Source organism: Pseudopedobacter sp., from assembly GCF_040392825.1.
GTDB lineage: Bacteria > Bacteroidota > Bacteroidia > Sphingobacteriales > Sphingobacteriaceae > Pseudopedobacter.
Genome location: NZ_JBEBVH010000024.1, coordinates 1 through 25351, shown reverse-complemented (window position 1 = coordinate 25351; position 25351 = coordinate 1). Strand labels below are relative to the sequence as shown.

Sequence of the window (25351 nt, the reverse complement as noted above, 5' to 3'; positions counted from 1 at the left end):
CAATGTTTATGGTCAGAAGATTCCGGAAATAGGAATTGCAACACCAATTGCAAATGATAGCATCGTCTATCTAGCAGGATATAAATATATTGGCGAAGGAGTCGCCAGGATGGTGTCACCTCGGCTTTCGGATGTTGATTTTCAGGAAAACAGGCAGAAGATTCAGCATGCAAAATGCAAAGTATATATGTGTAATGTTTTTTTTCCTTCAGATATAAAGATAGCAGGTAAAGATGTAGACGAAGCTAAAGTGCTCTCTCATGCAGAAGGTGTTTTTAAAAGAGCTAATATATTAGGAATACAGGCAATTGTTTTAGGAAGTGGAGGAGCAAGAAAAATAGAAGAAGATACAGACAGAGGAAAAGCTATATCAGAGTTTATATTGCTGGGAAAGAAAATGGCAGTTTTGGCAAAACAATATAACATTAGCATTTTTCTGGAGAACTTAAATAGTACAGAGACAAATTTCATGACAACTCTTGCCGATGCTGCCGAGATAGTGAGGAAGATAAACCACCCTAATTTCAGGCTAAACGCCGATATCTATCATATGTTAAAGGAAAACGAATCTCCAGCCAGTATCCTGAAAGCGGGAGATGTGATTTCTTATGTCGAGGTAGCAGAGAAAGAGGGGCGTACAAGGCCTGGAGTCCATAAAGAAAATTTTATTCCATACTTTAAAGCATTAAAGCAAATAAATTATCAGGGAAAGATCTTTATAGAAGGAAGGTGGACAAACTTAAAGGAAGAAGCCGCTTTGGCAAAATATTATTTAGAGGAGCAACTAAAGATAGCTTATGCTGATTAAAGTGCATAAAGTGAGTTCGTTTCGATCATCAGAAATGGCGTAAAACGTAATCGATTACGTAAAATAAACTGATTAATGCCTTTATAAAAGGCTTTTTTTAACCTATTTTAGATGTGAGTAAATTACCAATTACCTAAATGAACAAACGATTTTAGTTTGTTTGGTAGAAATAAGAGAAATCAAAAAATATAAGCAATAATTATGAAGATTAGATCGATTTTTAGTGCTCTGATGATTTGTGCAGTAGTTTGTTCCGCACAAACAAAAGACGGATGGCAGCAACTTTTTAACGGAAAAGATTTTAAAGGGTTTAAGCAGCTGAACGGCAAAGCAAAGTATGAGGCGATAAATGGAGAAATGGTAGGGACAACAGTAAGTAACGAGCCTAATTCGTTTATGGCGACCGAAAAGACCTATAAAGATTTCATCCTGGAAGTAGAAGTCTTTGTTGACCCGTCCATGAATTCAGGTGTTCAGATCAGGAGTTTAAGTACTCCCGAGTATCAAAAAGGACGCGTACATGGCTACCAGGTAGAAATCGATCCGTCAGAAAGGGCATGGAGCGGAGGAATTTATGACGAGGCCCGCAGAGGTTGGTTGTATACAGCAGATTTAAATCCAAAGGCTAAAACAGCATTTAAGAACAACCAATGGAATAAATACAGGATTGAGTGTATCGGTAATACAATCAGGACCTGGGTTAACGGAGTGCCAACGGCTCATGTTATAGATAATATGACCCCGGAAGGATTTATAGCATTTCAGGTTCATGCAATTCGCAAAGACGAAGTTCCTGGAAAACAGATCCGCTGGAGAAATATCCGTATTAAAACAACCAATCTGAAGCCATCTCCGTTGGACGATATTTATGTAGTCAATTTAATTCCTAATGACCTGTCCGCACAGGAGAAAAAGAACGGATTTTATATGTTATGGGATGGCGTTTCAACGAAAGGATGGAGGGGGGCTTACAAGCCTGCATTCCCTTCAAAAGGCTGGAAGATAGACAATGGAACGCTGAGTGTGGTGAAATCCGATGGAGCAGAATCCACCAATGGAGGAGATATTGTTACCGAAAAAGAATATAAAGCATTTGAACTGAAGTTCGACTTCAAACTGACAGAAGGAGCAAATAGTGGCGTAAAATACTTCGTTACAGAAAAGGAAGGAAATAAGGGGTCGGCAATAGGTCTGGAATATCAGATTCTGGACGATGCAAAACATCCTGATGCGAAGCTGGGAAGGGACGGCAATAGAACATTGGCCTCATTGTACGATCTAAAAACATCTAACAAGCAACCTCGATTCCTTAAAAAAATAGGTGAGTGGAACCAGGGGATCATCAAAGTATCTCCGGAAAACAAAGTAGAGTACTGGTTAAATGGTGTTAAGGTATTGGAATACGTAAGAGGATCTAAAGAATTTAATGATCTGGTAGCCATTAGTAAATACAAAAACTGGGAGAATTTTGGAATGGCTCCTAAAGGAAGAATCCTGTTACAGGATCACGGAGATAATGTGTCGTTCAGAAGTATAAAAATAAGAGAGCTGTAAACATCTAAATCTAAATCATGGAAAATTCAAGAAGAAAATTTATCAAACAATCAGCCATAGCCTCTGCCGGAGTATATTTGGGTACAATGGGCATGAGTGCAAAGAGCTATAGCAAAATTATTGGCGCAAATGATAGGGTAAGAATAGGGGTGGTTGGTTTCTCAGATAGATTCAGAAGCTCATTGTTTCCATCGTTCCTCAATCATTACAAAGAATTGAATTTTGAAATAGTTGCCGTTTCGGATTTATGGAAGCTGAGAAGAGAAGAAGGCAAGGGGTTTCTGGAGCAAAAGCTGGGAAATAAGATACAGGCGTTCAGAAACAATGAAGAGCTGTATACGATGAAGGATTTGAACGGTGTAATTATCAGTACGGCCGATTTCCAACATGCATTGCATACGATAGAAGCGGTTAAGGCTGGTTGCGATGCCTATGTAGAAAAGCCTTTTGCAGAAACCATGGAAGATAACAGAGCCGCTTTAAAAGCTGTTAAAGCAACAAACAGAATTGTACAAATTGGTTCGCAGAGAAGAAGCGGATTAAACTATAAGGCTGCAGAGCAATTCATTAAAGACGGGAAATTTGGAAATATTACCATGGTAGAGCTAACCTGGAACGTTAACCAGCCAGGCAGGTGGAGAAGACCAGAACTGGTTGCTAAATGTAAAGAACAGGATACAGATTGGAAACGTTTTCTGATGAACAGACCTTTCGAGGCGTGGGACCCTAGAAAATATCTGGAATACCGTCTTTTTTGGCCATATTCTTCAGGAATGCCCGGCCAGTGGATGTCGCATCAGATAGATACGGTTCATTGGTTTACAGATCTGCAACATCCGAGAAGTGTGGTAGCAAACGGAGGAGTTTATCAATGGAAAGATGGCAGGAGCAATTGGGATACCACAACTGCTGTATTCGATTACGGACCGGAAAAAGATATGACTAAAGGTTTTCAGGTAACGTTCAATTCGCGGATGCACAATGGAGACGAAAGGCCATCGGAAATTTATTATTCAAACGGTGGAGAGCTTAATCTGATCACTAATAAAGTTTCTCCCAAAGGGGGCCTTACCGAAAAAGCAGCCGCGGCAATGGGCATGAAAGCGAATCTGCTGCCAGAAGTTAACCTGACAGAAAAAGTAGAAAAGGTAGCTGCATCAGCCAATACAGGAGCAGACGTATTAACGTCTGCACACATGAGAAACTGGATGGAATGCATCAGGAGCAGAAAGCAGCCAAATGCACCGGTAGAAGCTGGATATAACCATTCAGTGGCAAATATCATGACTACGGCAGCTTCCAGAACCGGATCTAAAGCGACTTTTGATAGCAAAACTCAGGAAGTAATGGTTGGCGGAAAGGTCTTTAAATTATAGCATAACGTATTTGGATCTGGCATTCAGTATTGATACTTTTTGTATATTTAGTATCTTTATAATATGAGTAGACGGAAATTTTTGGCCCAGTCCGGGCTTTTAACAGGTGGTCTTTTATTACATAATTCAGCTTTTTCTGCGTTATATCAATCTTCTGGAAAAGTACTGAAAGTAGGTATTATAGGTTATGGAGACAGGGGTACCGGAATAAAATCGGTGATGGACAGCCTTCCGGAAATGTTTGATGTAGTGGCGGTTTGTGATACTTTACAATTTAGACTGGATAATGCTAAAAAGCTGAAGTCTTATACTTATAAAGTACAAGATTATAGAAGGCTTTTGGAAGACAAGAGTATAGATGTTATTGTTATTGCAACAACTTTAAGTGAACATTATCACATAGCCAAGGACGCTTTACTTGCAGGTAAACATATTTATCTGGAAAAAACGATGACTTACTCTTCTCAGCAGGCATTGGATCTGGTGGATTTGTCTAAAAAACATACTAAGCAAATACTCCAGGTTGGACACCAATACAGATCATCCCCCTTATACTACAAAGTAAAGGAGATGGTAGAGAATGGTTATTTAGGAAAAGTAACTCATATAGATTGCCGTTGGGATAGAAATTGGAATTGGAGAAGAGCAGTTCCAAGTAACTCTCTGGAAAGAAAGGTGAACTGGCGAATGTATAAGGAATATTCGGGAGGTTTGGCGGCAGAGCTACTTTCTCATCAAATAGATTTTATTAACTGGACTTTTAATACCAATCCGCAAGAAATATTTGCAACTGGCGGGATAGACTTTTATAAAGACGGTAGAGAAACTTTTGATAATCTTCAAGCTGTCTTGCGTTATAAAGAGGCCGGAATGATTGGAACCTTTGGTGCCACTTGTGCTAATAAAAAAGATGGTTACCTTTTTAAGATAAAGGGTTCTAAGGGAGCTATATCGCTGCTCGTAAACGAAGGTACTTTTTATCCGGAGAAAGAAACATTGGAAGCTTTACAAACCGTTGATGGAGTTACGGGTGCGACGAAGATTACGTGGAATAAAGATGGAGGAATTCCAATTTTAAATGAACGAACTAAAGATGGTACGTGGTATGCTTTAAAAGATTTCCATCGTAGTGTAGTTGAAAATAAATTACCAGACTCAAATGTAATTACCGGAGCAAAAACTGCTTTTTGTGTTGATATGATTAATCGGTCTTCTTATGCTGACACCATTCAATACTGGAAACCAGAATACAATATAGGCTAACTGTAAAATCTTTTAGCAGAACCGGATTTTTTCTTTTTAGGTGACGATTTAGTTTTATCGTCACCTTTTTTTCTGGACGATTTAGTTTTGTTGAATTGTTTCTCTTTATGAGGAGTGTCTGTTTTAACAGATGCTTCTTCAGTTCCAGAAGAATTGTTTACCATTTCCATGATATTTTCAAGTTCATCTGCAGTAAGATATCTCCATGCACCTAGAGGGAGTTTAGCCAGAGTGACATTCATAATTCTTGTCCTTTTCAGTTTCGTCACGTGGTAGCCAAAAAACTCACACATTTTTCTGACCTGTCTGTACAAGCCCTGAGTTAAAATAATTCTGAAAACAAACTCAGACTCTTTAAAAACCTGACATTTCTTTGTTACGGTATCCAAAACGGGAACACCATTCATCATTTTCTTTACAAATTCATCTGTAACAGGCTGATCAACTGTGACAATATATTCTTTTTCATGGTTGTTTCCCGCCCTCAATATTTTATTCACAATATTTCCGTCACTGGTAAGGAAAATAAGCCCTTCAGAAGGTTTATCTAATCTGCCTATGGGAAATATTCGTTTTGGGAAGTTAATATAATCAATAATATTATCCTTAACGTCTGTTTCTGTAGTGCATACGATACCCCTGGGTTTATTGAACGCAATATAGACGGGTCTTTCCCCAGATTTGTTTAATTTTAATCTTCTATCGTCAACAATTACCTCGTCAGAGTTGCTTATTTTATCTCCGATTTTTGCAGTTTTACCATTGATGGTTACTCTGCCTTCTGCAATTAATCTATCAGCTTCTCTTCTCGAGCACATTCCACTATCACTGATAGCTTTATTCAAACGAAATAAGTTTTGATCTCCCAATCCCATAAAATGCATTTTGTCAAAGATAAAAAGTAAATTCTGATATTTCGTTTAATAAGATTATTCCCATTGTTTCTTTGCACTCAAATCGTTATTTTGGTATGGAATTTGGCTTACCATTATAAACTTTGCCTATGAAGGGATACAGGATTATTACTATTTGCATACTATTGCTTATAGCAAACACAACGATTGGCCAGGTAAATGAAGACAGAATTTGCGGCAAATGGATATCTAAGGAAAAAAATCTTATTGTAAAAGTCTTTAAAAAAGCGGGAGACCTAAGAGCAAAAATTCTTTGGTTTAAGCCAGAAAAAGATAAAGACTTAGACGAATTTAAAGATTCCAGTAATCCAGATCCATCTTTAAGAGACAGGAAAGTGCTCGGAATGGAAATTGTAGAAGGATTAAAATATGACCCTGAAACAAGAAGCTGGGAAAATGGTAAGATATATGATCCTTATCATGGTCGGTTCTGGGATTCTGCAGCGTATGTTACTAAAGACGGTTTGCTCAAAGTAACCGGATATTGGAAGTTTAAATGGATTGGTAAAACTTTAACTTTTGATAGGTTACCGGAAGAAGGTATAGCGGGTAAATTTTAGCTATTTTCTTTATGTTATTTCTTTTGGCTAAGATATAAACCTCCAATAACCAGTACCGTTCCAATACAAGTATATAGTGTAATTGGTTCATTCATTAGCCACCAGGCGTAGAAAAAACCGAATATAGGACACAGGAATAACCATAAAGATGCTCTTACTGTGTCAATACGTAAGAGGTAAAACCAGCAAATTAGCCCAATCACAGAAACCGCAAGACTAAGCCATAATACAGCGTACCAAAATCTGCCGTCCAAAACCACTTGCGAAGTATCAGACATGAGAAATGTGAATGGAAGTAGGAAAATTCCTCCTAATGTAACTTGCCAGCCATTAATTAAAATATTCGATAAAGACCATCTTGTTTTTGCATAATATACGCTGGCAAATGATACGGCAATCATGCTTAAAGACAATAAGAATAACCCAAAAAGATTAGTTTGACTATTATTAAGTAAAGGAATGGTTGCAATATATATACCCAGAATTCCCAATATAATACTTATCCATTCTTTTCTCGATGCTTTTCTGCCAATAAGCCAGCCTGAAATAAGGACAATAAGTAAAGGATTCGTAGATACCGCTAAACTGCCAATTCCGGCTGCCGTATACTTCATGGCATAAACATATAATCCTAAATATAATGTAGTATTTAAAAAACCAAAAAATGCGAGATGTTTCCATTCATCTCCAGTAGGTTTTCTGTATTGTTTAGAAAATATGGCATAGGCAATAAGTACGAAGCCCGCAATAAAAAAACGGGCATTTCCCAATATGAGCGGAGGAACTGATAATACTCCAAATTTAGTAGCTACAGCTGCTGACGACCACAGCATGGCAAACAGAATACCTATAAGGATATTTTTCATTACTGGTCGCAAAAGTAAGGTTATCGTTATGAAGAATAAAGAACAGTGCGTAAAATAATTGTAGAGATTAGATATTATTGAGGGTGATGGATGTCCCTATCCTCATTAATAATCGAATTTGTGTTGGTGTAAGTTCCCCAATAGTTGCGATATTTGTTGTTATGAAATTTAAATTGGGTGAGTTTGTACGTTTTATAGACGAAAATCGAGAAGGCTATATTACCAGAATTATTGATGATCAGATTGTAGCGGTTACGGGTGACGATGATTTTGAAATACCTGTTGCTGTCAGTAATCTGGCCAGAGTGCATGGACATATGGCCAATGCGATAGCGAATGATTTTGGAGATGGTGAAGAAGAAAAGCAGGTTGCTGCTGCAGAATTTAAAACAAAGGGAATTTCGTTAGCTTTTGTTCAGGATGTTAACAAGGGATCGTTGCTGCATTTCTTCGTAGTAAATGAGACATCTTTTGAACTGCTCATAACATTGAACACTGAATTAAAGGATACTTATAAAGGAGAGTTTTCGGGTAAAATTGGGCCATCTTCTATTACTAAAGTATACACTGCTTCTTTAACAGAGCTGGACTTGTGGCCTAAGTTTCTGATAGATATATTAGGTTTTACATCTTCTAATATTAAGCCAATTAAACCCATCTCGCTAATCCATAAATTTAAGGCTAAGGACTTTTCAGATACAAAGAAAACAGTACCATTTATTAGACAAACAGGATGGATAATGCAACTGGATGAACCCGAGTTAAAAATAGATGCGGAGAAATTGAAAGCCAGCTTTTTCAGCCAGCCTCAAAATGAAACTAAAAAAGTCGAAAAGCCTGCAAGGGAGATTGATTTGCATATAGAAAAACTACGTGACAACTATCAATCTCTGAGTAAACCAGAAATATTAGATATACAGCTTAAAGAATTTCATTCTAAACTGGCTGCAGCTATAGTTCACAAATTTGTAGATATGGTCTTTATTCATGGTGTTGGTAATGGAATATTAAAAGATCATATCCATAAAGCTCTAAGTAAACATCCTCAGGTACGGACATTTAAAGATGCTTATAAAGAAAAGTTTGGCTATGGGGCTACAGAAGTTATTTTCAAAACTTAAACATTATCCAAATTATACATTGTAAGCAAAAGTAATTTAAACGCTATGTTTTAGATCATCAGTCCTGTCCTGATGATCTGGATACTAATTAATCAACTAAAGGTTTATAGAAACTTAAAAAGTTTAAAATGTATATTTGAATTTATGAAATTTTAAAACAATGAATTCAGAACAACTTTCCGTTTTTGATATATTTAAAATAGGGGTATGGCCATCCAGTTCGCATACGCTTGGTCCATGGAGGGCAGCTCAGGCATTTTTAAAAGAAATAGCCGATGTTTTAACCGAAGTAAAACATGTCAAAGTACTATTGTACGGTTCTCTTGCTAAAACGGGAATTGGACATGGAACAGATATCGCAGCTGTGTTGGGACTATGCGGTTTCGATCCGGTGACTATGGATGTGAATTTGATAAATCCTACTATTGCTGGCATCAGAGAAAAAAATACCTTACTTCTTGGCGGAAAGTATGCGCTCGCATTCGATTATAATAAAGATATTGAATTCTTATTCTCAGAAAGTTTACCGCAACATCCTAATGGAATAATTTTTAAAGTTATTTTGGCTGATGGAGATGTATTGTCTTCGACCTATTTTTCTATAGGTGGTGGTTTCATTATTAAAGAAGGAGAAGAGAAAGAATATTCCGAGTCTTCTTATGCAGACTATCCTTTTCATATAGAAAATGCAGGAGATTTATTGCATTGGTGTATGAAAACAGGCTTAAAGATTTCGGATGTGGTATTTGAAAATGAACTGGCTATTCACTCAGAACAGGAGGTGAAACAAGGAATTTTAGATATAGTTTCCGTTATGAAAGAGTGCGTGTATAGAGGATGTCAATTGACGGGTACGTTACCTGGAGGGCTTCATGTAGAGCGAAGAGCAGCGAAAATAAGCAAAAAACTACTCGGCGATTATAAATATAGCGACTATGTATCCTGGTTAGGAGCGATAAAGCAAACCGGAGCAGATTTTCCAAATATTTTAAACTGGATCAGCTGTTTTGCCTTGGCGGTAAACGAAGAGAATGCATCGTTCAGCAGAGTTGTAACTGCTCCGACTAATGGCTCTGCTGGAGTTATTCCAGCTGTTCTTCACTATTTCATGATTTTTTGTGATGGCAATACAGAAGAGAAAATTATACAATTTATGCTTACCGCATCAGAAATTGGCTCTATCTTCAAAAGAGGAGCAACCATTTCTGCCGCTATGGGTGGGTGCCAGGCAGAAATTGGCGTTTCTTCTGCAATGGCAGCAGCTGCTTTAACAGAATGTTTAGGAGGTTCGCAAAGACAAGTTCTAATGGCGGCAGAAATAGCCATGGAGCACCATTTGGGGTTAACATGCGACCCGATAGGAGGTCTGGTTCAGATTCCCTGTATAGAAAGGAATAGTATGGGTGCCATAAAAGCTATTACAGCATCGCAATTGGCTATGCAGACCAATCCGGATAATGCTAAAGTAAGTCTTGATGCAGTAGTGAATACCATGTGGCAAACGGCATTAGATATGAACTCGAAGTATAAAGAAACATCCGAGGGAGGGCTTGCGATAAACATTCCATTAAGTTCTCCGGAGTGTTAGAAATCGATTTATAAATGGAGATAGGAAATCTAAAAATATAATTGAATATTTACGGTTTTTACCGAAATCGTTTTTAGAAATATGCCGAAAATTTATTTAGCATCTAAGTCGCCCAGAAGGCAGGAATTATTAAAATTAATGGGTCTGGAATACACCTTGTACATTAAAGACATTGATGAAAGCTATCCGGAATCATTAAGAGCAAATGAAGTAGCCGAATATATAGCAAAAAAGAAAGCTAATGCTTTTGCCGTTTCTGAAGAGGGAGTGATTGTAACCGCAGATACCGTTGTTGTTGTTGATAATGAAATTTTAGGCAAACCGTTGGATGCGGATGATGCTTCGGCTATGTTAAGGAAATTATCGGGCAGAAAACACGAAGTAATTACGGGAGTATGTATTGTTTCTAAAGAACATCAGGTCTCTTTTAGCGAGGTAACCGAAGTGCATTTTAGAACGTTGCAGGATACCGAAATAGACTATTACATTAAAAATTATAAACCTTTTGATAAAGCAGGAGCTTATGGGATTCAGGAATGGATTGGGGTAACAGCAATTACAGGAATTGTTGGTTCTTACACCAATGTAGTGGGATTGCCAACCGAAAAGCTTTATGAGGGTTTAAAAGACTTTGGCTTTTTTAAAGAAGGTATCTAAAAGCATTAACACTGGTTACATTCCTATTCATCGTATCGCATCAAGTTAAGAGTTTTAAATCGTATTATTTCCTCACTCTTAATCGCTTTGGGAGAGAGTGAGGAAATTTGTAAACCTGTGTTTTATAGTCATCTATCCGTTCATCTTTTTCCTTCGTTCTGCTCCTCCAAGGGAGTTCCTTCGGAACAAAGGAGCCCCCTTCGGAAAGAGAGAAGGGACCCAAAGGGCGGATGAGGGTTTACGATTATGTAGTGAATTTAAACTAAGCGTAATACAGAAAATGCCTCTTTTTCAGGTGCTTTCTATAAATTGCAGGTTTAAAGTCACGTTATTCATAAATTCAAGATGTCTAAGCATATAAAATTTACATCTTAATTTCAGAAACATTTGTTCCGCATTTTAACATATTGTCTCCGTAATAGGGGTTACTAACCTGTTTTTCATTGGAAAGCCAAACACCTCCTGCATCATTATTTGCCATAGGGCAATTTTGAACATAAATTACTCCCGAACTTGGCTTGTTAGCAGTAAAATAATCTACTAGCTGGTTGCTTAATTTATCTAAATAACTTCTTCTTGTTTCCAGATCAGAAGCTTCCTTTATTAATTTGGCCTGATTGGCAATCTCAGCATTATTTACAGCATATAATGCGTTTTCAAGTTCTGCAGCGGCATTTTTTGCTTCGTTATCATTAGCGCTTACCAGTGAGTTTTTTAAATGAATATAATGGTGATATACATTTCCAACTTTCTCATCAGAAAATGAAGGAGTATTTTCACCAGTTTTAGCATGTTCATGTCCCTCATGACTGTTGTCATGACTGTGATTTTCCTGGCTTTGTTCTGAATGGGTTGCCTTATTTGAATTGTTGCAGGCAGCAAGACTCAGTGAAATTGCTACAAAAGATACTTTAAAAAGGTTTTTTAAATTCATGATGATTTGTTTGTTGTTTTATATTTTAAAATTTAATGACGTTGTAATATTATAGAACCAGATGTCCTTTTTTTAATTTATACTCGCTATAAAGTAAATAGGCACCGCTGTAAACTATCTGTTCTCCAGAATTTAAACCAGACTTTACGATTGCAAAGTTCTCGTTTTCTTTGTCAGTTTCAATTTTTCTTGGTTCATAAGTGTTTTTTTCGGTTTGAACCCAAACATGCTTTTGATTTTGATGTCTGACAATCGCATCTACAGGAATGCTTAAAACTTCATTTTCTGCTGCTTTATTGATAATGACCTTTGCAAGCATGCCTTCCTGAAAGTTTAAATCAGGGTTTTTAATAGAGGCTCTTATTGTTACAATTTGCTGAGCATCGTTATATTGTGGGTTAATGAAATCTACTTTGCTTGCAATTGCCTGATCTTCAAAGCCGGGGATAAGTACCTGAATGGTTTGACCTGTTTTGATGTTTTTTAGTTCGTGAGGATAGACATCAGCTTCTACCCATAAGTTATTCGAATTCTCTATTCTGAACAAAGCCATTCCCATATTTATATAGGATCCCTCTATCAAATTAATCTCCTTTACGATCCCCGAAATTGGTGCATACACAGTTAGAAGTGCATCTGTTTTTTTTCTGCTTTTTAGTTGAGCAATTTGTGTTTCGCTCCATCCGTATAATGCCAGTTTGTGTTTTGCTGCTTCAGTTAATTTCTTGTAAATACTTTCGTTCGGAAATTCGTCTTGTTGTTTTAAGTTTAGCAGGTAATCGGTCTGAAGTGCCAAAAGTTCCTCGCTATAAATACTGTAAAGTTTTTGACCTTTTTGTACAGGCGATCCGATCTCTTTAACGTAAAGCCGGTCTACACGGCCATTATAACGAGCCGAAATAATTTCAATTCCATTGGCGTCGGTAACGATTTTTCCTTTAATTTCCATCTGATTTTGAAAGGTGCCGGAGCCAACCGTCATCGTTTTTATATTTGCCAATTTAATCTGACTATCGCTGAGCATCAAAACAGGGCTTTCTGTTTTTGTAACCGGAACAAGATCCATGTGACAGATAGGACAGGAACCCGGCTCATCGCGGATAATCTCGGGATGCATAGGACAAGTATATTTTATACCCTGCTTAGCTGCGGGCTGTTCTTTCTTTTGTTCTGAGCAAGAGAAGTTAAGTAGTGATAAGCCTGCAATAATTATCGAAAAATATATCCTGAATTTCATTGTGATATTTTTAGTTTGTTCTGATTGTTCCTTCAGAATCGATTAAATAAGCTGCATTTTCTGCAATTCTATCATTTTCTGTTATTCCTTGCGAAACACCAACCAGGTTGCCCGACGAATATCCATTAAGAATAACCTTATACGGTTGTAAAGATTTTCCTTTTTTTAGAAATACAATCGTTTCGCTGCCTTTGGCGTAAATGGATGTTTTAGGGATCCAAATCCCGTCTTTAGGCTCAGTTATAGATTTTCCCGTTATCAATTCGCCAATATGATGTGTTTTTTCTTTGATATCTACTCTAACAATAGCAAAGGCGGCCTCATCTTTGAAGTAAGGAATATAACTTGATATACGGTGTGCTTTCCCACCTATCCAGATTTTTTTTGTTTCTTTTATCTCTTTAAGATATTCCGGATTGATATAAAATTCTGCCCAGTAATCGCTGTTGTCATAAACAGAAAAGACAGTTTCGCCGGCATTTACATACATGCCTTCTCGAATTTGCAATGGATCATTATTGGTAACGGGAGAAGAGCCAGAGCTCGCATTTCCATTTTCCATTCCCATTGCATCGCCCGGTTCTGACTCATCGGGTTTAGCTACAGATGAAGAAAAATCTGCAATATAACCGCTCCTTTTACTGTAAACAGGAAAACGATACATCACTTTTCCGGTTTTGATGAGCGAATTAATCTGAGCCTCATTGGCGCCAAGTAGTTTAAGCTTGCTTTTTGCCCTGTTTAATAATTCCTGATCCTGATTTTTTACGAGATAAAGAACTTCCTGTTGTGCATTAACCAGATCAGGACTGTAGATTTCAAAAATCAACTGTCCCGAATTAACTTTCTGGAAGTTATATTTTATATACATTTTTTCAATCCGACCACTTACGAAAGAAGCTATAGCACTTTTTTTATTAGGATTAAAAGTTATTTTTCCATTCAAAGTTATCGTATCAGACAGCACCAGCTTTCGCGGATAAACTGTCTTTACATCAGAAAATATTACCTCATTTACGTTATTTAATAAAGGTTCAACTTCTTCTGAAACTTCTGCGTTGGCATCGGAATGGACAGGAACCAAATCCATGGAGCATATTGGACAGGTTCCCGGTTCGTCTTTTATTATTTCAGGATGCATTGGGCAAGTATATTTGCTTTCTCCCGATGAAGTGCTTTTATTGCGATTACATGCTGTTATCAAAATAAAAAAACTAAACATAAAGACCAATAGACTATTATTTTTCAATGCTTTTTTCATATTCGATAATCATTTTGTACAAAGTCCCCAATTGACTAACATAATCCTGCTGGGCTTTATTGAGTGTTTCCCATGCATCAATAACCATTGGTAATTCTTCTTTATTTTCCTGATAATTCAGTAACAAAACATCCAGATTTTTCTGCATAGCCGGAACTACTTTATTTTTGAAAGTATTTGCCCGGTTCTCCATCGCCAGAATATTTCTTTCCATACTTTTTATCATTCCAAGCATATTGACAAGCATAGCCTGTTTTTCTTGTTGCATTGCGGTAACCTCCAGCTTATTGGCTTTTAAATTCGCTTTATATTTTTTAGCAGACCATGGTGCAATAGGAATACTTAACATCGCCATAGCCGAATATTGCCGGGGCATCATCGCCGAAAATGAAGACATATGGTCGAATTTTAATTTGATCTCGGGGTTTGCCTCTTTTTTTATCATCTCGGCATCCAATTTCATGCTCCCGATTTCGTTATCCATCACTTTAATTTCACTAATATTATGGTTAAGATAAGTGGAGTCAAGATTAGCAACGGGGGTGAATTGCAGTTCCGCAGATTCATCTATCTCGAAATTTAATTGTGGATTCCTGTTCATCAATACATTTAAATTGATTTTAGCAATGTCAACACTACTCTCAATTTCGTTCAACATAGATTCCATCTCGAATATCCTGCCTTCCGCTTTGTAAATCTGACTTAAATTTCCTTTGTTGTACTGATATCTGATCTCACCCAATTTTTTCATGGTTTTCATGATCTCGATATTCTTCTCCAGATAAGCCAGCTTTTTTCGGCTAATGATGATATCAAAGTAGTTCTGTTTGGCAAGATTCTTCAATTCGTTCATGGTCATACCTTTTTGAGCTTCTGTAATTGAAGAAAGTGAAGCCAAATACTTCTCTGTAGCTTTATTCATACCTATCATTGGAATAGACTGTTCTACAGAAAGCATCCATGCACCTTTATCGTTATCAGACATGATTTCCTGTCCGGGATATGGAGTCATAAAAGTTCCTGCACCAATCATAGGGGCCATCCATGATCTTGCACTTTCTGTTTTCGCTTTCTGGCTACCGATTTTCTGATCGTAAGATTTCAGTTGTAAGTTTTCTGTCGAAATCTCAGCTATAATTTGTTCAAGACTTAACTTCTCCTGTGCAAAAACAGGGAAGGAGAACAAGCCGAGTAATATTATTATACTACACAGAATATTATGTAAAATCTTTTTCATGCCGGTATTATTCTTAATGTTTAACATCTAGCACCTCCAGTTTTCCGAATTTTTTCAATTCATATTCTTTAGTCATTAAAAAGATTAATGGTGTTACCAGTAAAATATGTGTAGAGGAAGTTAATACACCACCAATCATAGGGAGTACAATGGGTAACATTACATCACTTCCCACTCCGGTAGACCACAGAACAGGCGTTAATCCGAATAGCGAAACACAGACTGTCATGATCTTTGGCCTTAATCTTTTAGCGGCACCGTGAATAACATATTCTTTAATTTCCTCAGGACTAATAGTTTCTGCACTATTTCCTTTTTTTGCTACCAGTTGTTGCATAGCATCGTTTAAATAAATTACCATAACAACGCCGGTTTCTACCGCAATTCCAAATAATGCAATAAAACCAACAGCAACGGCTACAGATAAATTTATTCCGTAAAAATAGACAAGGAAAGCACCACCTATTAAGGCAAAGGGGATGGTTATAAGACTTAGGAATGCTTCTCTTATAGATTTAAAAGCGAAATATAGGGATAGAAATATAATAACAAGAACTATCGGAGCAATCATCATTAATGTTCTTTGTCCGCTGATTAATTGTTCGTATTGTCCGCTCCATTCCAGGAAATAACCGTTTGGAAGCTTAAGTTCTGCGTTGATTTTATCTATTGCATCCTGAACAGTGGTACCAATGTCTCTGTCTCGAACATTGAACATCACAGCTCCGCGGAGAATAGCATTGTCCGACGTAATCATTGGAGGACCATCTACAAAATTGATATCAGCTACGCTTTCAAGTGGAATAATTCCGGCGTCGTTTGTATTTAATGGAATTCTTTTTAACCTGTCAATGCTGTTTCTATAGTCTTCAGCTAATCTCACCTGAATGCCGAAACGCTGCCTGCCTTCAATCGTATTGGAAATAACGGCCCCACCCAGAGCAGTTTCAATAGTCATATTTACATCGTCTACGCTAAGACCGTAACGTGAAAGCTGGTCTCTTTTGATATCAATTTCCAGATAACTTCCTCCCGTAACAGGTTCTACGTACAGGTCTTTCACACCGTCAATGCTTTTTAATACTTGTTGGGCTCTTTCGGATACCAATTGGATGCTATCCAGGCGTTGGCCATAAACCTTTATTCCTACGTCCGTTCTAATTCCTGTTGCCAACATGTTTATTCTGTTGATAATAGGTTGCGTCCACCCGTTTACAACACCCGGGATCTGCAGCTTGCTATCCAGCTCTTCAATGATCTTCTTCTTGGTCATTCCTTCACGCCATTCGCTCTTAGGTTTTAGCATAATAATGGTTTCTATCATGCTGAGTGGCGAATTATCTGTTGCCGTATTAGCTCGCCCTGCTTTCCCCAAAACCTGCTCTACTTCCGGAACCGATTTGATGATCTTATCCTGAACTTGTAAAATCCTTTTGATTTCTGAGTTTGAAACATCAGGTAAAGTTACTGGCATGAAGAGAATAGATTGTTCATCTAATGGCGGTATAAACTCTTTTCCCAAACTGAAAAGCATTGGAATGCTGACTACCAGAGCAAGAATATTTATACCAATTGTCGTTTTTCTGTATTTCATACAGGCTCTGATGACAGGTTCGTAAACTTTTTCCAGAAACCTGTTTATAGGGTTGGACTGTTCTGGTTTAAACTTTCCTTTCATGAAGAAAGAAATTAAAACAGGAGCCAGGGTTACAACCAAAATCGCATCGATAATCATGATGAACGTTTTGGTATAAGCCAGTGGGTGAAATAGCTTTCCTTCCTGACCTTCCAAAAGGAAAATGGGAAGAAAAGACGTGATGATAATTACGGTTGAATAAAAAACACCCCTGGAAACCTGTTTGCAGGACTTTTCTATAATAGATAATCGTTCCTGATTATCCAGTTCTACATAATCCTTTTCTCTTTTAGAGAATATATTTTTAATACGTTGCCACATTTTCTTAGTTCATTAGTAGCCTCACCCCCAGCCCCTCTCCGAAGGAGAGGGGAGCTAGGTAGTATTGCTATGTACCTTTTTTCTTCATTTTAATGTTACTGCTCCTAAATAGTCATTGAACATAGTACATATGTACTTTAGTCCTTAGACTTTAGTCCTTCATTCAGTTGCTTTTGCCTTTCAGAAAGATGCTTATAAGCATTTTCTGTCATAATAATGCCGTTGTCTACAATAACGCCAATTGCTAAAGCTATTCCTGTTAGCGACATGATATTCGAGCTGATATCAAAATAGTTGAGCAAAATAAAGCTGGCAGCAATAGTAATAGGGATCTGAATAATGATGCTCATGGCACTTCGCCAATGCATTAAAAACAGAAACACGATTATACAAACCACAATAATTTCTTCAATTAAGGTATTCCTTATTGAAGCGATAGATTCTTCTATAAGTCCGCTGCGGTCGTAAACAATATTGAAAGAGACTCCTTCAGGTAAACCCTTAGAAACTTCTTCCATCTTTTGTTTAACATTTTTAATAACCTCATCTGCATTTTCACCATATCGCATCACGATAATACCGCCTACGGTTTCTGCCTCGCCATTTAAATCAAAAATACCCAGTCTGTTTTCGCTAGACATTTGAACTTTCGCAATGTCACTTACTTTTATTGGAATGGAGTTTTTTGTCTTTACGGAAATATTGTTCAGTTCGTCTATGTTTTTGACATATCCGTTAGTTTTTATAATATATCCTACATCATTTAATTCAAATTTTCTACCACCGGCTTCATTATTATTGCTTCTTACAGCTTTAATAACTTCATCTATAGTGATGTTATAATAAGAAAGTTTATTCGGGTCTACGCTAAGCTCGTAAGATTTGACAAAACCACCGAATGAAGCAACTTCGCTGACTCCGGGAACATTTTGCAAACCAAATTTGACGTACCAATCCTGAATAGCCCTTTGCTCACCTAAATCCATTCCTTTTGCATTTAGGGTGTACCAAAGAACATGACCAACACCTGTTCCGTCAGGCCCAAGAGTAGGAGATACACCTTCAGGAAGGCTTTTTCCAATACTTGCTAATCTCTCCAAAACACGAGAGCGAGCCCAGTAGGTATCTACATCATCTTCAAAAATGACGTAGATAAAACTCATTCCAAACATAGAATTCGCCCTAACATATTTTACTTTAGGAATTCCCTGTAAGTTAGTAACCAATGGATAAGTGACCTGATCTTCGATAATCTGAGGACTTCTGCCCATCCACTCGGTAAATACTATTACCTGATTTTCTGAAAGATCAGGAATTGCATCTATCTTATTTTTCTTTACTGCATAAATCCCGGCAGCAAATAAAAAGCATGCAACAAGTAGAACTAAATACCGGTTTTTCAGCGAAAAACCTATTAGGTTCTCAATCATCTTTTAATGATATAAGTTTAAAAAAGAAATAATTAGATAAAACAGAGATTATTAATCTCTAAATGGGATTTTGGTTGATATTAATAACCAAAAAAGAGGAGAAATTCTAATTACGGAATTGCCCTAAAAGGATATATAACCCTTCTTTGAGCATAGGAAAGAGCGAGACTTTTGGTTTCTCGTCATCCTCAGAGTCTTCTGTGTTAAAATTAAGGAAACTTAAAACGTAGCTTTTTAAAAATACCAGAGATTGGGTAAAAGAGTTATCCTTTTTAGAACTTGGATTATCTACTTTTACCGGGTTTTTAGTAGCTACTTTAGATTCTTTACAGCATGATTTTTCCGATTTTCCGTCACAATGTTTCTGGCCTTTTTTATTACACTCTTTGTGATTTTCTTCTTTTTCCCCAGATTTTTTTTGACAGCAAGAATCTTTTTGTTGTTGTAAACTAACGTTTTTTAATTCGTTAGCACAGAAATGAAGATTGAGCGTCATACCGGTAGATACGATAAAAATCATCGCAATCATGAATAATGACAATATTTTATGGCTCAATTTCATTGGTAACAAACTTATAACAAATTAGTGAATTTTAAAAGTACAGAATGAATGTAACAGTTAATTTACTTTTATCTAAGAGCCTGTTTAAAGTCTAATCGAAATATTTATTACAGCTAGAGATTGCTTCGTTCCCGAATCAAGTTCGGGACAGGCTGTACCTTCTCGCAATGACGAAAATAGGGGCGCCACTGCGAGGTACGAAGCAGTCTCTATACCATCTGTACTTCTAATTATACATTTTTAAACAGGCTCTTACAATATCAATAAATACTGATTAAGTTCCGGAAGTTTGATGTCTTCTCTAACTTCCGGAAACGTTATTCTATGTTATTTTACCTGATATCTATAAATTCCCCGACCTATATTTCCATCCATATCTATTCCTTCAACAACAACTTTATAGGTACCTTTTCCATCACCGTTAAAGTATTCCAGAGCAGTTTTTCCATCTTTGTCCGTATTGATTATTGGATTCCAGAAAATTGTTGTTCTTAAATCTTCTGGTTGGGTTGCTGCCCTGGGACCTGCATATTTGGGAGCGTAAAATTTTCGTTCTACCGAATAACCTTTAGGCTTATATGTCAGTATATTGGCAGGCGGGAACATTTCTTTTAGCTGATCTTTAGAAATAGGTGTTTTTTTGATTTCCTTTAAGTTTACGACCAGGACACCTTGCGTATTCGTTCTTCTGTTAATGCCGCTTAAACCGTCATTATTGAAAACCTCAATAGATTCGACACCATTAGCATCTATACTTGCCAGGTAACTTACATCTACAGGCATGTCGTTAACATAAATCTCGATAGGAACTCGGCTTCCCTGATTATAGCTTCTGGTTAAATAGAGCATATTATCTATGTAAGTGATTCCAGATCCGGATAAGCAGTTCAATAAATTAGCACAAGCCTGCAATTGTTCACTGGATGTTACTTTATCTGCCATCATATTTAAACCAGACAAAGATGAATGATCGAGGTGGCTTGGTTTGCGCTCTGCGCTTGCTTTAACAACGACTTCCTTAAGCATGAAAGCATTACCATATTGGAGTTTTGCATTTTTCAGGTAGGTGTTAAGCGTACTGTCAATATTTAAAATTTCGGCAGGTTTATTTACATTAGAATATATTGCGGGGTAAGGTTCTCCATCTATCATAATCCTGATATCTTTTGCCGAGTTTACATTGTTTCTTGCGTTAACAATGACCTCAGAAGAGTCTCTGAACACAACATTCGGGAATTTAAATTTTCCCTCTTTGTCCGTAGTAGCAGGAGATGTAAAATGCCTGTCCGGTATCTGAAGCAATAGTCTGGCACCCGGCCATGTCATTCCGTTCGCTCTGCGTATAGTTCCCGTAATGTCTATGCCTTGTTCGGGAAGGTATGTTATTTTTGGAAATTTGCCTTCTATAGCGTCCTTGTACAAAAACTTTCTATAACCTTGTGTTAGCATCAATAGATCCAGATCGCTTTCTTTTTTAGTATCTGTTTTGTTAAAATAATAGTTTGGTTTTTCTATATATCCGGCTAAATCCGAGCTCAATAACAAATTGCTTAAGATAGTTGTTTCGGTGTCTTCGTTAGAAGGAACCTTGGTTTCATCTATAACAGAAATCGAATAATTTCCTTCCTTTGCAGCCTCGCCATTTTTTGCAAGAATATTCAGTTTTACTTTCTGCCTCCCACCATAGGTTGACAGATCAGAATTGATTTTTATATCTAATAAGTCATTCCTTTTAATAAACGTTAATCTTTCGCTAATAGGAGAGCCGTTAGAAGCTAACAAACTAATTTGTAAAATACCAGAAGGAAACTTGTTTTTAGGGATTTCTGCATTAAAACTTTGTCCACGCAAGATACTTTGAGCAGCGTAGTAAACAATTCCGGCATTTTGAGCTATAATATAAAATCCCTTATTCAAATTGGCTTTAAAGTAGTTGTCATTGGCATTGATTCTTAGAACCACGTTTTCCTGATTTTGTGAGACAGAAACATTCATGCCTGTGTCTTTTACCGGAGGAAGATCGAAATTCTTTGAAGAACCATCTTTAAATGTAACGTTCGCTTTGTATGCATTGCCAGGTTCTGGAGTAAAAGAAATTAGTCCCATTCCCAGGTGCTGTGAGTCGCCCGTAACAATACTTTTTCCATTTTTATCTACAATAGAAACCTTTGCATCAATACCCAATCCATCCGATCTGATCGCTTTAAAGGCAACTTTCGACGGAATTCCGGCAATTAAATCTCCGCCTTCCGGAAAGAATTGAATATCATGTTCTAAAATTGCGGTTTTCAACGGAAAGGTTGCTGTTAAAGGTTTTATATTCCCTGTTTCCAGCGAGGTGTTTAATTGCCCGCGATTAATATCTACCTTCGAAGGGGCAGTAAAGGAAATGTCTAAATAACCATTTCCATCAGTAGTTCCCTTTCCTTTTGCCACTCTTTCATAATCTGCAATTACCTCCCAGCTTACCTTTTTATTCATTAAAGGAATTCCCTTTTCATCCTTATATAATATCTTCGTGTTTACTTTAGCGCCTTTTTCACTTCTGCTGCCATCAAAAGTAATATGTGTATTAAGTTCTTTATTAATACCGTCTCCAATGACTATATTTTTAGTGAAAAAATAGGTCGGATCGAAATTCAGCATCCATTTGGTGTAGGCCCTTAACTGATAGGTACCCTGTGCGAATTTAGGGCTATAGAGTACAATATTTCCGGAAGAAACAGCATTTGTGACCGGAATTTTTAAACTCTCTACCAATGAATCTTTTGCAGAAATTACATCTACATATAGAATTTTGCTTAGAGGGGAGGGAGACCTTTGCTCTAAGGTGACGTAAGCTTTAAACCAAATGGTATCGCCAATAGCGTAATAAGGTTTATCGAAGTGAAGATGTACCTTTTCTGAAGGATAATCATGAAAAAGTTTACCTTTTTTCTCTAAGATAGTATTTAATGAAATACTGTCGGTTTGTGCATATATATAGTTGGACGATACAAGTATAGTAAACAATAGGAGCTTAATATATTTCATCTGCTTATTAAATTAAATATCTGTTCAAATTCCTGCATGTTGGCATGCAGGGCTGGTATATAAACATTCAATTGTTAGTGTATTTATTAGAACATTTAAGTTTTTTCACTAATAAAAGCCCGAATGTTTATTGAACTGATAAATATATTTAAAATATAGAGTTGGCGCAGCATTTTAACAAAAATTTACAAAAGGAAATGAAGTTGAAAAGTATACTCTCGTTTTAAATTTTAGGTATTATACTTTTATTAATAAAGTTTATTGTATATTCGTTTACGTACACATTATTATTATAAACCTGATGAGCCATTATTGTGACGATATACTCATTGCTCAAGTTAAAAAAGGAAGCAAAGCTGCGTTTAATGAAATATATAAGCGGTACTGGGCAGTTTTGTACAGACATGCCCGAAGGATGATTAAGATGGAGGAAGAGTCACAAGATATTATTCAGGATATTTTTGAATCGTTATGGAGAAACCGGGAATCACTGGAGATAAGAGGTGAACTTTCTTCTTATCTGTATTCTGCAGTGCGGTATAAGATATTTGATTTGTTGGATAAAGGAAAGGTGCGAAACGATTATCTTGAAAAGTTGGCAGGTTTTATCCATAATGGAACTTATACCATAGACCATATCTTAATAGAGAAAGAACTTTCCGAGCGAATAGAAAGGGAAGTGAATTTTCTACCTAGAAAAATGCGCGAGGTTTTTGAACTAAGCAGAAAAGAGCATTTGAGCCACAGGGAAATTGCCGAAAGACTTTCATTATCAGACCAAACGGTAAAAAAACAAATTCATAAAGCGCTGAAAATCCTGAAACCTAAATTTGGAATATTTTTTTGGTGTTATATTATTGTTAAACTTTTTTTATAAAAAAGTACCACCTTCCTTTTTGTTAACCTACATATCTAAAAAGCAGTTGCCAAATAGATATGAACCAAGATAAAACCAAAGCATTATTAAAGAAATACCTTAAGGGAGAATGTAGCGAGGAGGAGAGGAAACTTTTGGAATCCTGGTATAACCATCAGATTCAAAAAGAATCTCTTTCTGAAGATATTAATTACGAGTTACTGGAGAAGCATATTTGGGAGAAACTGGATATACCTGATAACAGAAAAATCAGAAACAGATATTGGCATTGGGCTGCAGCGGCCATTGTTGTAGTTTTTTCTGCAATATCGCTTTATCTGTTTGTTGGAAGAAATGAAATAGGTCAGTCTGAGTTGCTTATAGTACCCGGAAGCAACATGGCCAAATTGTCTTTTTCTGACGGTAAAGAAATAAATCTTGATGAAGTTACCGCCGGAGAGACCATTGTCTTAAATGATATTAAGGTTTATAAGAATAAAGATGGTGAGCTGGTTTACAAAGTTGCCGGAGCTGATGATACAAAAGCTATATTCAGTTTATTGGAAACGCCAAAAGGTGGACAATATCAGATAGAACTTGCAGATGGCACAAGAGCATGGCTAAATGCGGCTTCTTCTATCAGATTTCCCTCCGTTTTTGCAAAGCAGGAGCGTTTGGTTGAAATAACCGGCGAAGTCTATTTTGAGGTAGCTAAAGATCCGAAGCGACCATTTAAGGTTAAAGCAAGCGAACAGTTTATAGAAGTTCTGGGGACGCATTTCAATGTTAATGCTTATCATGATGAACCGAATGCTGTTGTTACACTTCTAGAAGGCGCGGTAAAAGTTCAGTCATTTGGAGAGGATTATTTTTTAAAACCCGATCAACAAATACAAACCAGTCTGGTAAATAAAAGTTCTGTAGTAAGTGAAGTAAGTGCCGAAGATGCTGTAGCATGGAAGAACGGAATCTTTCAGTTTAGCGACGAGAAGGTGTCTAGTATTATGCGTAAGATTTCCAGGTGGTATAATGTAGATGTCGTTTTTGCCCAAAATTTTACCGATAAACAAATAGCAGGATCTATTTCAAAATACGAAGACGTAGCTAAAGTATTAGATATGCTTGCATTAACCAATGTAGTTCATTTTAAAATTCAGGGAAGGAGGATCATTGTTATGCCTTGATACCGTACTATAAGTAAAAAATAAGGCCGAAAGTGCTCGCAACACTTCCGGCAGTGTTTGAATATTGTTAATAATCTTTTCGAGAAACTAATTAAAAACTTAAACCCAAACATTTCAAATATATGAAATTTAATGTGTTTACAGGCTTTAGACTAAAACCTAAAGTACTGTACAAATTCATGTTGGTCATGAAAATAGCATTCTTCATTTTACTAACCAGTTTTCTTTCTGTAAGTGCATCTGTTTACTCTCAAAAGGTAAGCTTAAATGTAGAGCAGGCTAAACTTAGAGATGTTTTAAAAAGTTTAAAGCAACAAACTGGCTATAATTTTTTGTACTCTACAGATCTTCTTCAGAAGTCGAAATCTGTAAGCATAGATGTTACTAATGCTGAGCTGACAGAGGTTTTGAACAGATGTTTTGAAGACCAGCCGCTAGACTTTACCATAAAAGATAAGACTGTGGTAATTAAGGAAAAGCGGGCGATTAACTGGAAACAGATTTCAAATGTAGAAATCAAAGGAAAGGTAACCGATATAAAAGGCGACCCTCTTGCAGGCGTAAGTATCAAACTGAAAGGTGCCAATACATACACATTAACTAATGTAGAAGGTGATTATTCAATAAAAGTACCCGACGGAAAAGGAGTCCTGGTTTTTAGCTATATAGGTTTTACCACCAGGGAAATTGATATAAATAATAAAAAGGTATTAAATGTAAGTCTTCTTGAAGCACCTACAAAACTCAATGAAATTGTAGTGGTAGGCTATGGGGAAGTGAGCAGAAGAGATCTCACAGGGGCTGTAGGATCTGTATCCGTAGAAGATTTACAAAAGGCACCTGTAAGGTCATTCGAAGAAGCATTGGCCGGACGTGTCGCCGGAGTACAGGTATCCTCTCAGGACGGTCAACCCGGGTCAACAGTAGATATTGTGATAAGAGGCGCTAATTCT

21 protein-coding genes are annotated in these 25351 nt (G+C 36.9%); 11 read left to right on the top strand and 10 right to left on the bottom strand.

Annotated features, from left to right (window positions below):
• The 4 genes from ABWO41_RS03110 to ABWO41_RS03095 form a co-directional block, all read left to right on the top strand.
• Nucleotides 1-808: sugar phosphate isomerase/epimerase family protein (locus ABWO41_RS03110; protein WP_353133284.1), on the top strand; the 808-nt coding region annotated here is incomplete at its 5' end.
• Nucleotides 809-1009: 201 nt separating this feature from the next.
• Entirely contained in the window at nucleotides 1010-2362 is a 1353-nt protein-coding gene (locus ABWO41_RS03105; RefSeq protein ID WP_353133281.1) for a 3-keto-disaccharide hydrolase, read from the top strand.
• Nucleotides 2363-2379: 17 nt separating this feature from the next.
• Nucleotides 2380-3738: a Gfo/Idh/MocA family protein gene (locus ABWO41_RS03100; protein WP_353133278.1), complete on the top strand. Its 1359-nt coding sequence runs from the start codon at nucleotides 2380-2382 to the stop codon at nucleotides 3736-3738.
• A gap of 63 nt (nucleotides 3739-3801) precedes the next feature.
• Nucleotides 3802-5001, top strand: a complete 1200-nt coding sequence (locus tag ABWO41_RS03095) for a Gfo/Idh/MocA family protein (RefSeq protein WP_353133275.1) — start codon at nucleotides 3802-3804, stop codon at nucleotides 4999-5001.
• Here ABWO41_RS03095 and rluF read toward each other — a convergent pair.
• Nucleotides 4998-5846: a 23S rRNA pseudouridine(2604) synthase RluF gene (gene rluF, locus ABWO41_RS03090; protein WP_353133272.1), complete on the bottom strand. Its 849-nt coding sequence runs from the start codon at nucleotides 5844-5846 to the stop codon at nucleotides 4998-5000. The genes ABWO41_RS03095 and rluF overlap by 4 nt on opposite strands.
• A gap of 158 nt (nucleotides 5847-6004) precedes the next feature.
• Between rluF and ABWO41_RS03085 the strand changes: the two genes are divergently transcribed.
• Nucleotides 6005-6475, top strand: a complete 471-nt coding sequence (locus ABWO41_RS03085; protein ID WP_353133269.1) for a DUF2147 domain-containing protein — start codon at nucleotides 6005-6007, stop codon at nucleotides 6473-6475.
• Nucleotides 6476-6489: 14 nt separating this feature from the next.
• On the opposite strand, the gene ABWO41_RS03080 is transcribed toward ABWO41_RS03085, so the two are convergent.
• Nucleotides 6490-7341 (bottom strand): DMT family transporter, encoded by an 852-nt coding sequence (locus ABWO41_RS03080; protein ID WP_353133266.1) that lies wholly within the window; start codon nucleotides 7339-7341, stop codon nucleotides 6490-6492.
• 161 nt (nucleotides 7342-7502) lie between these two features.
• On the opposite strand from ABWO41_RS03080, the gene ABWO41_RS03075 reads away from it, so the two are divergent.
• The 3 genes from ABWO41_RS03075 to ABWO41_RS03065 all read left to right on the top strand — a co-directional run bounded on the left by ABWO41_RS03075 (nucleotide 7503) and on the right by ABWO41_RS03065 (nucleotide 10707).
• Nucleotides 7503-8462: a Smr/MutS family protein gene (locus ABWO41_RS03075; protein WP_353133263.1), complete on the top strand. Its 960-nt coding sequence runs from the start codon at nucleotides 7503-7505 to the stop codon at nucleotides 8460-8462.
• 160 nt (nucleotides 8463-8622) lie between these two features.
• The gene (locus ABWO41_RS03070; RefSeq protein ID WP_353133260.1) at nucleotides 8623-10050 is read left to right on the top strand and encodes an L-serine ammonia-lyase; all 1428 of its coding nucleotides are present in this window, start codon (nucleotides 8623-8625) and stop codon (nucleotides 10048-10050) included.
• Between the two features lie 81 nt (nucleotides 10051-10131).
• Entirely contained in the window at nucleotides 10132-10707 is a 576-nt protein-coding gene (locus tag ABWO41_RS03065; protein WP_353133257.1) for a Maf family nucleotide pyrophosphatase, read from the top strand.
• A gap of 364 nt (nucleotides 10708-11071) precedes the next feature.
• On the opposite strand, the gene ABWO41_RS03060 is transcribed toward ABWO41_RS03065, so the two are convergent.
• The 8 genes from ABWO41_RS03060 to ABWO41_RS03025 all read right to left on the bottom strand — a co-directional run bounded on the left by ABWO41_RS03060 (nucleotide 11072) and on the right by ABWO41_RS03025 (nucleotide 22358).
• Nucleotides 11072-11641, bottom strand: coding sequence for a DUF3347 domain-containing protein (locus ABWO41_RS03060; protein WP_353133254.1), 570 nt, complete (start codon nucleotides 11639-11641; stop codon nucleotides 11072-11074).
• A 49-nt stretch (nucleotides 11642-11690) separates the two neighbouring features.
• Nucleotides 11691-12878 carry an efflux RND transporter periplasmic adaptor subunit gene (locus ABWO41_RS03055; RefSeq protein WP_353133251.1) on the bottom strand — a complete coding sequence of 396 codons (1188 nt, stop codon included), beginning with the start codon at nucleotides 12876-12878 and terminating at the stop codon, nucleotides 11691-11693.
• A gap of 10 nt (nucleotides 12879-12888) precedes the next feature.
• Nucleotides 12889-14139: a heavy metal-binding domain-containing protein gene (locus ABWO41_RS03050; RefSeq protein ID WP_353133248.1), complete on the bottom strand. Its 1251-nt coding sequence runs from the start codon at nucleotides 14137-14139 to the stop codon at nucleotides 12889-12891.
• Nucleotides 14117-15376 carry a TolC family protein gene (locus ABWO41_RS03045; protein ID WP_353133245.1) on the bottom strand — a complete coding sequence of 420 codons (1260 nt, stop codon included), beginning with the start codon at nucleotides 15374-15376 and terminating at the stop codon, nucleotides 14117-14119. Before ABWO41_RS03045 ends, ABWO41_RS03050 begins: the two co-directional genes overlap by 23 nt.
• Nucleotides 15377-15389: 13 nt before the next feature.
• Nucleotides 15390-17333, bottom strand: a complete 1944-nt coding sequence (locus ABWO41_RS03040) for an efflux RND transporter permease subunit (RefSeq protein WP_353133242.1) — start codon at nucleotides 17331-17333, stop codon at nucleotides 15390-15392.
• A 137-nt stretch (nucleotides 17334-17470) separates the two neighbouring features.
• On the bottom strand, nucleotides 17471-18763 hold the full coding sequence (locus tag ABWO41_RS03035) for an efflux RND transporter permease subunit (RefSeq protein ID WP_353133239.1): 1293 nt from the start codon (nucleotides 18761-18763) through the stop codon (nucleotides 17471-17473).
• A 106-nt stretch (nucleotides 18764-18869) separates the two neighbouring features.
• A complete protein-coding gene (locus tag ABWO41_RS03030; protein WP_502945627.1) occupies nucleotides 18870-19325 on the bottom strand; it encodes an HYC_CC_PP family protein in 456 nt (151 codons plus the stop codon).
• 327 nt (nucleotides 19326-19652) lie between these two features.
• On the bottom strand, nucleotides 19653-22358 hold the full coding sequence (locus ABWO41_RS03025) for a carboxypeptidase-like regulatory domain-containing protein (protein ID WP_353133233.1): 2706 nt from the start codon (nucleotides 22356-22358) through the stop codon (nucleotides 19653-19655).
• 301 nt (nucleotides 22359-22659) lie between these two features.
• Here ABWO41_RS03025 and ABWO41_RS03020 point away from each other — a divergent pair, with 301 nt between their 5' ends.
• The 3 genes from ABWO41_RS03020 to ABWO41_RS03010 form a co-directional block, all read left to right on the top strand.
• Entirely contained in the window at nucleotides 22660-23235 is a 576-nt protein-coding gene (locus ABWO41_RS03020; protein WP_353133230.1) for an RNA polymerase sigma factor, read from the top strand.
• Nucleotides 23236-23294: 59 nt separating this feature from the next.
• Nucleotides 23295-24398, top strand: coding sequence for a FecR family protein (locus ABWO41_RS03015; RefSeq protein ID WP_353133227.1), 1104 nt, complete (start codon nucleotides 23295-23297; stop codon nucleotides 24396-24398).
• A gap of 122 nt (nucleotides 24399-24520) precedes the next feature.
• Nucleotides 24521-25351: STN domain-containing protein (locus ABWO41_RS03010; protein ID WP_353133224.1), on the top strand; the 831-nt coding region annotated here is incomplete at its 3' end.

What these genes read in the sequence shown, in the direction of transcription:
- ABWO41_RS03020 (WP_353133230.1), top strand. Translation starts at nt 22,660, where the DNA reads ATGAGCCATTATTGTGACGATATACTCATTGCTCAAGTTAAAAAAGGA.
- ABWO41_RS03015 (WP_353133227.1), top strand. Translation starts at nt 23,295, where the DNA reads ATGAACCAAGATAAAACCAAAGCATTATTAAAGAAATACCTTAAGGGA.
- ABWO41_RS03100 (WP_353133278.1), top strand. Translation starts at nt 2,380, where the DNA reads ATGGAAAATTCAAGAAGAAAATTTATCAAACAATCAGCCATAGCCTCT.
- ABWO41_RS03025 (WP_353133233.1), bottom strand. Translation starts at nt 22,358, where the DNA reads ATGAAATATATTAAGCTCCTATTGTTTACTATACTTGTATCGTCCAAC.
- ABWO41_RS03060 (WP_353133254.1), bottom strand. Translation starts at nt 11,641, where the DNA reads ATGAATTTAAAAAACCTTTTTAAAGTATCTTTTGTAGCAATTTCACTG.
- ABWO41_RS03085 (WP_353133269.1), top strand. Translation starts at nt 6,005, where the DNA reads ATGAAGGGATACAGGATTATTACTATTTGCATACTATTGCTTATAGCA.
- ABWO41_RS03080 (WP_353133266.1), bottom strand. Translation starts at nt 7,341, where the DNA reads ATGAAAAATATCCTTATAGGTATTCTGTTTGCCATGCTGTGGTCGTCA.
- ABWO41_RS03040 (WP_353133242.1), bottom strand. Translation starts at nt 17,333, where the DNA reads ATGTGGCAACGTATTAAAAATATATTCTCTAAAAGAGAAAAGGATTAT.
- ABWO41_RS03105 (WP_353133281.1), top strand. Translation starts at nt 1,010, where the DNA reads ATGAAGATTAGATCGATTTTTAGTGCTCTGATGATTTGTGCAGTAGTT.
- ABWO41_RS03075 (WP_353133263.1), top strand. Translation starts at nt 7,503, where the DNA reads ATGAAATTTAAATTGGGTGAGTTTGTACGTTTTATAGACGAAAATCGA.
- ABWO41_RS03050 (WP_353133248.1), bottom strand. Translation starts at nt 14,139, where the DNA reads ATGAAAAAAGCATTGAAAAATAATAGTCTATTGGTCTTTATGTTTAGT.
- ABWO41_RS03035 (WP_353133239.1), bottom strand. Translation starts at nt 18,763, where the DNA reads ATGATTGAGAACCTAATAGGTTTTTCGCTGAAAAACCGGTATTTAGTT.
- ABWO41_RS03095 (WP_353133275.1), top strand. Translation starts at nt 3,802, where the DNA reads ATGAGTAGACGGAAATTTTTGGCCCAGTCCGGGCTTTTAACAGGTGGT.
- ABWO41_RS03065 (WP_353133257.1), top strand. Translation starts at nt 10,132, where the DNA reads ATGCCGAAAATTTATTTAGCATCTAAGTCGCCCAGAAGGCAGGAATTA.
- ABWO41_RS03070 (WP_353133260.1), top strand. Translation starts at nt 8,623, where the DNA reads ATGAATTCAGAACAACTTTCCGTTTTTGATATATTTAAAATAGGGGTA.
- ABWO41_RS03055 (WP_353133251.1), bottom strand. Translation starts at nt 12,878, where the DNA reads ATGAAATTCAGGATATATTTTTCGATAATTATTGCAGGCTTATCACTA.
- ABWO41_RS03030 (WP_502945627.1), bottom strand. Translation starts at nt 19,325, where the DNA reads ATGAAATTGAGCCATAAAATATTGTCATTATTCATGATTGCGATGATT.
- ABWO41_RS03045 (WP_353133245.1), bottom strand. Translation starts at nt 15,376, where the DNA reads ATGAAAAAGATTTTACATAATATTCTGTGTAGTATAATAATATTACTC.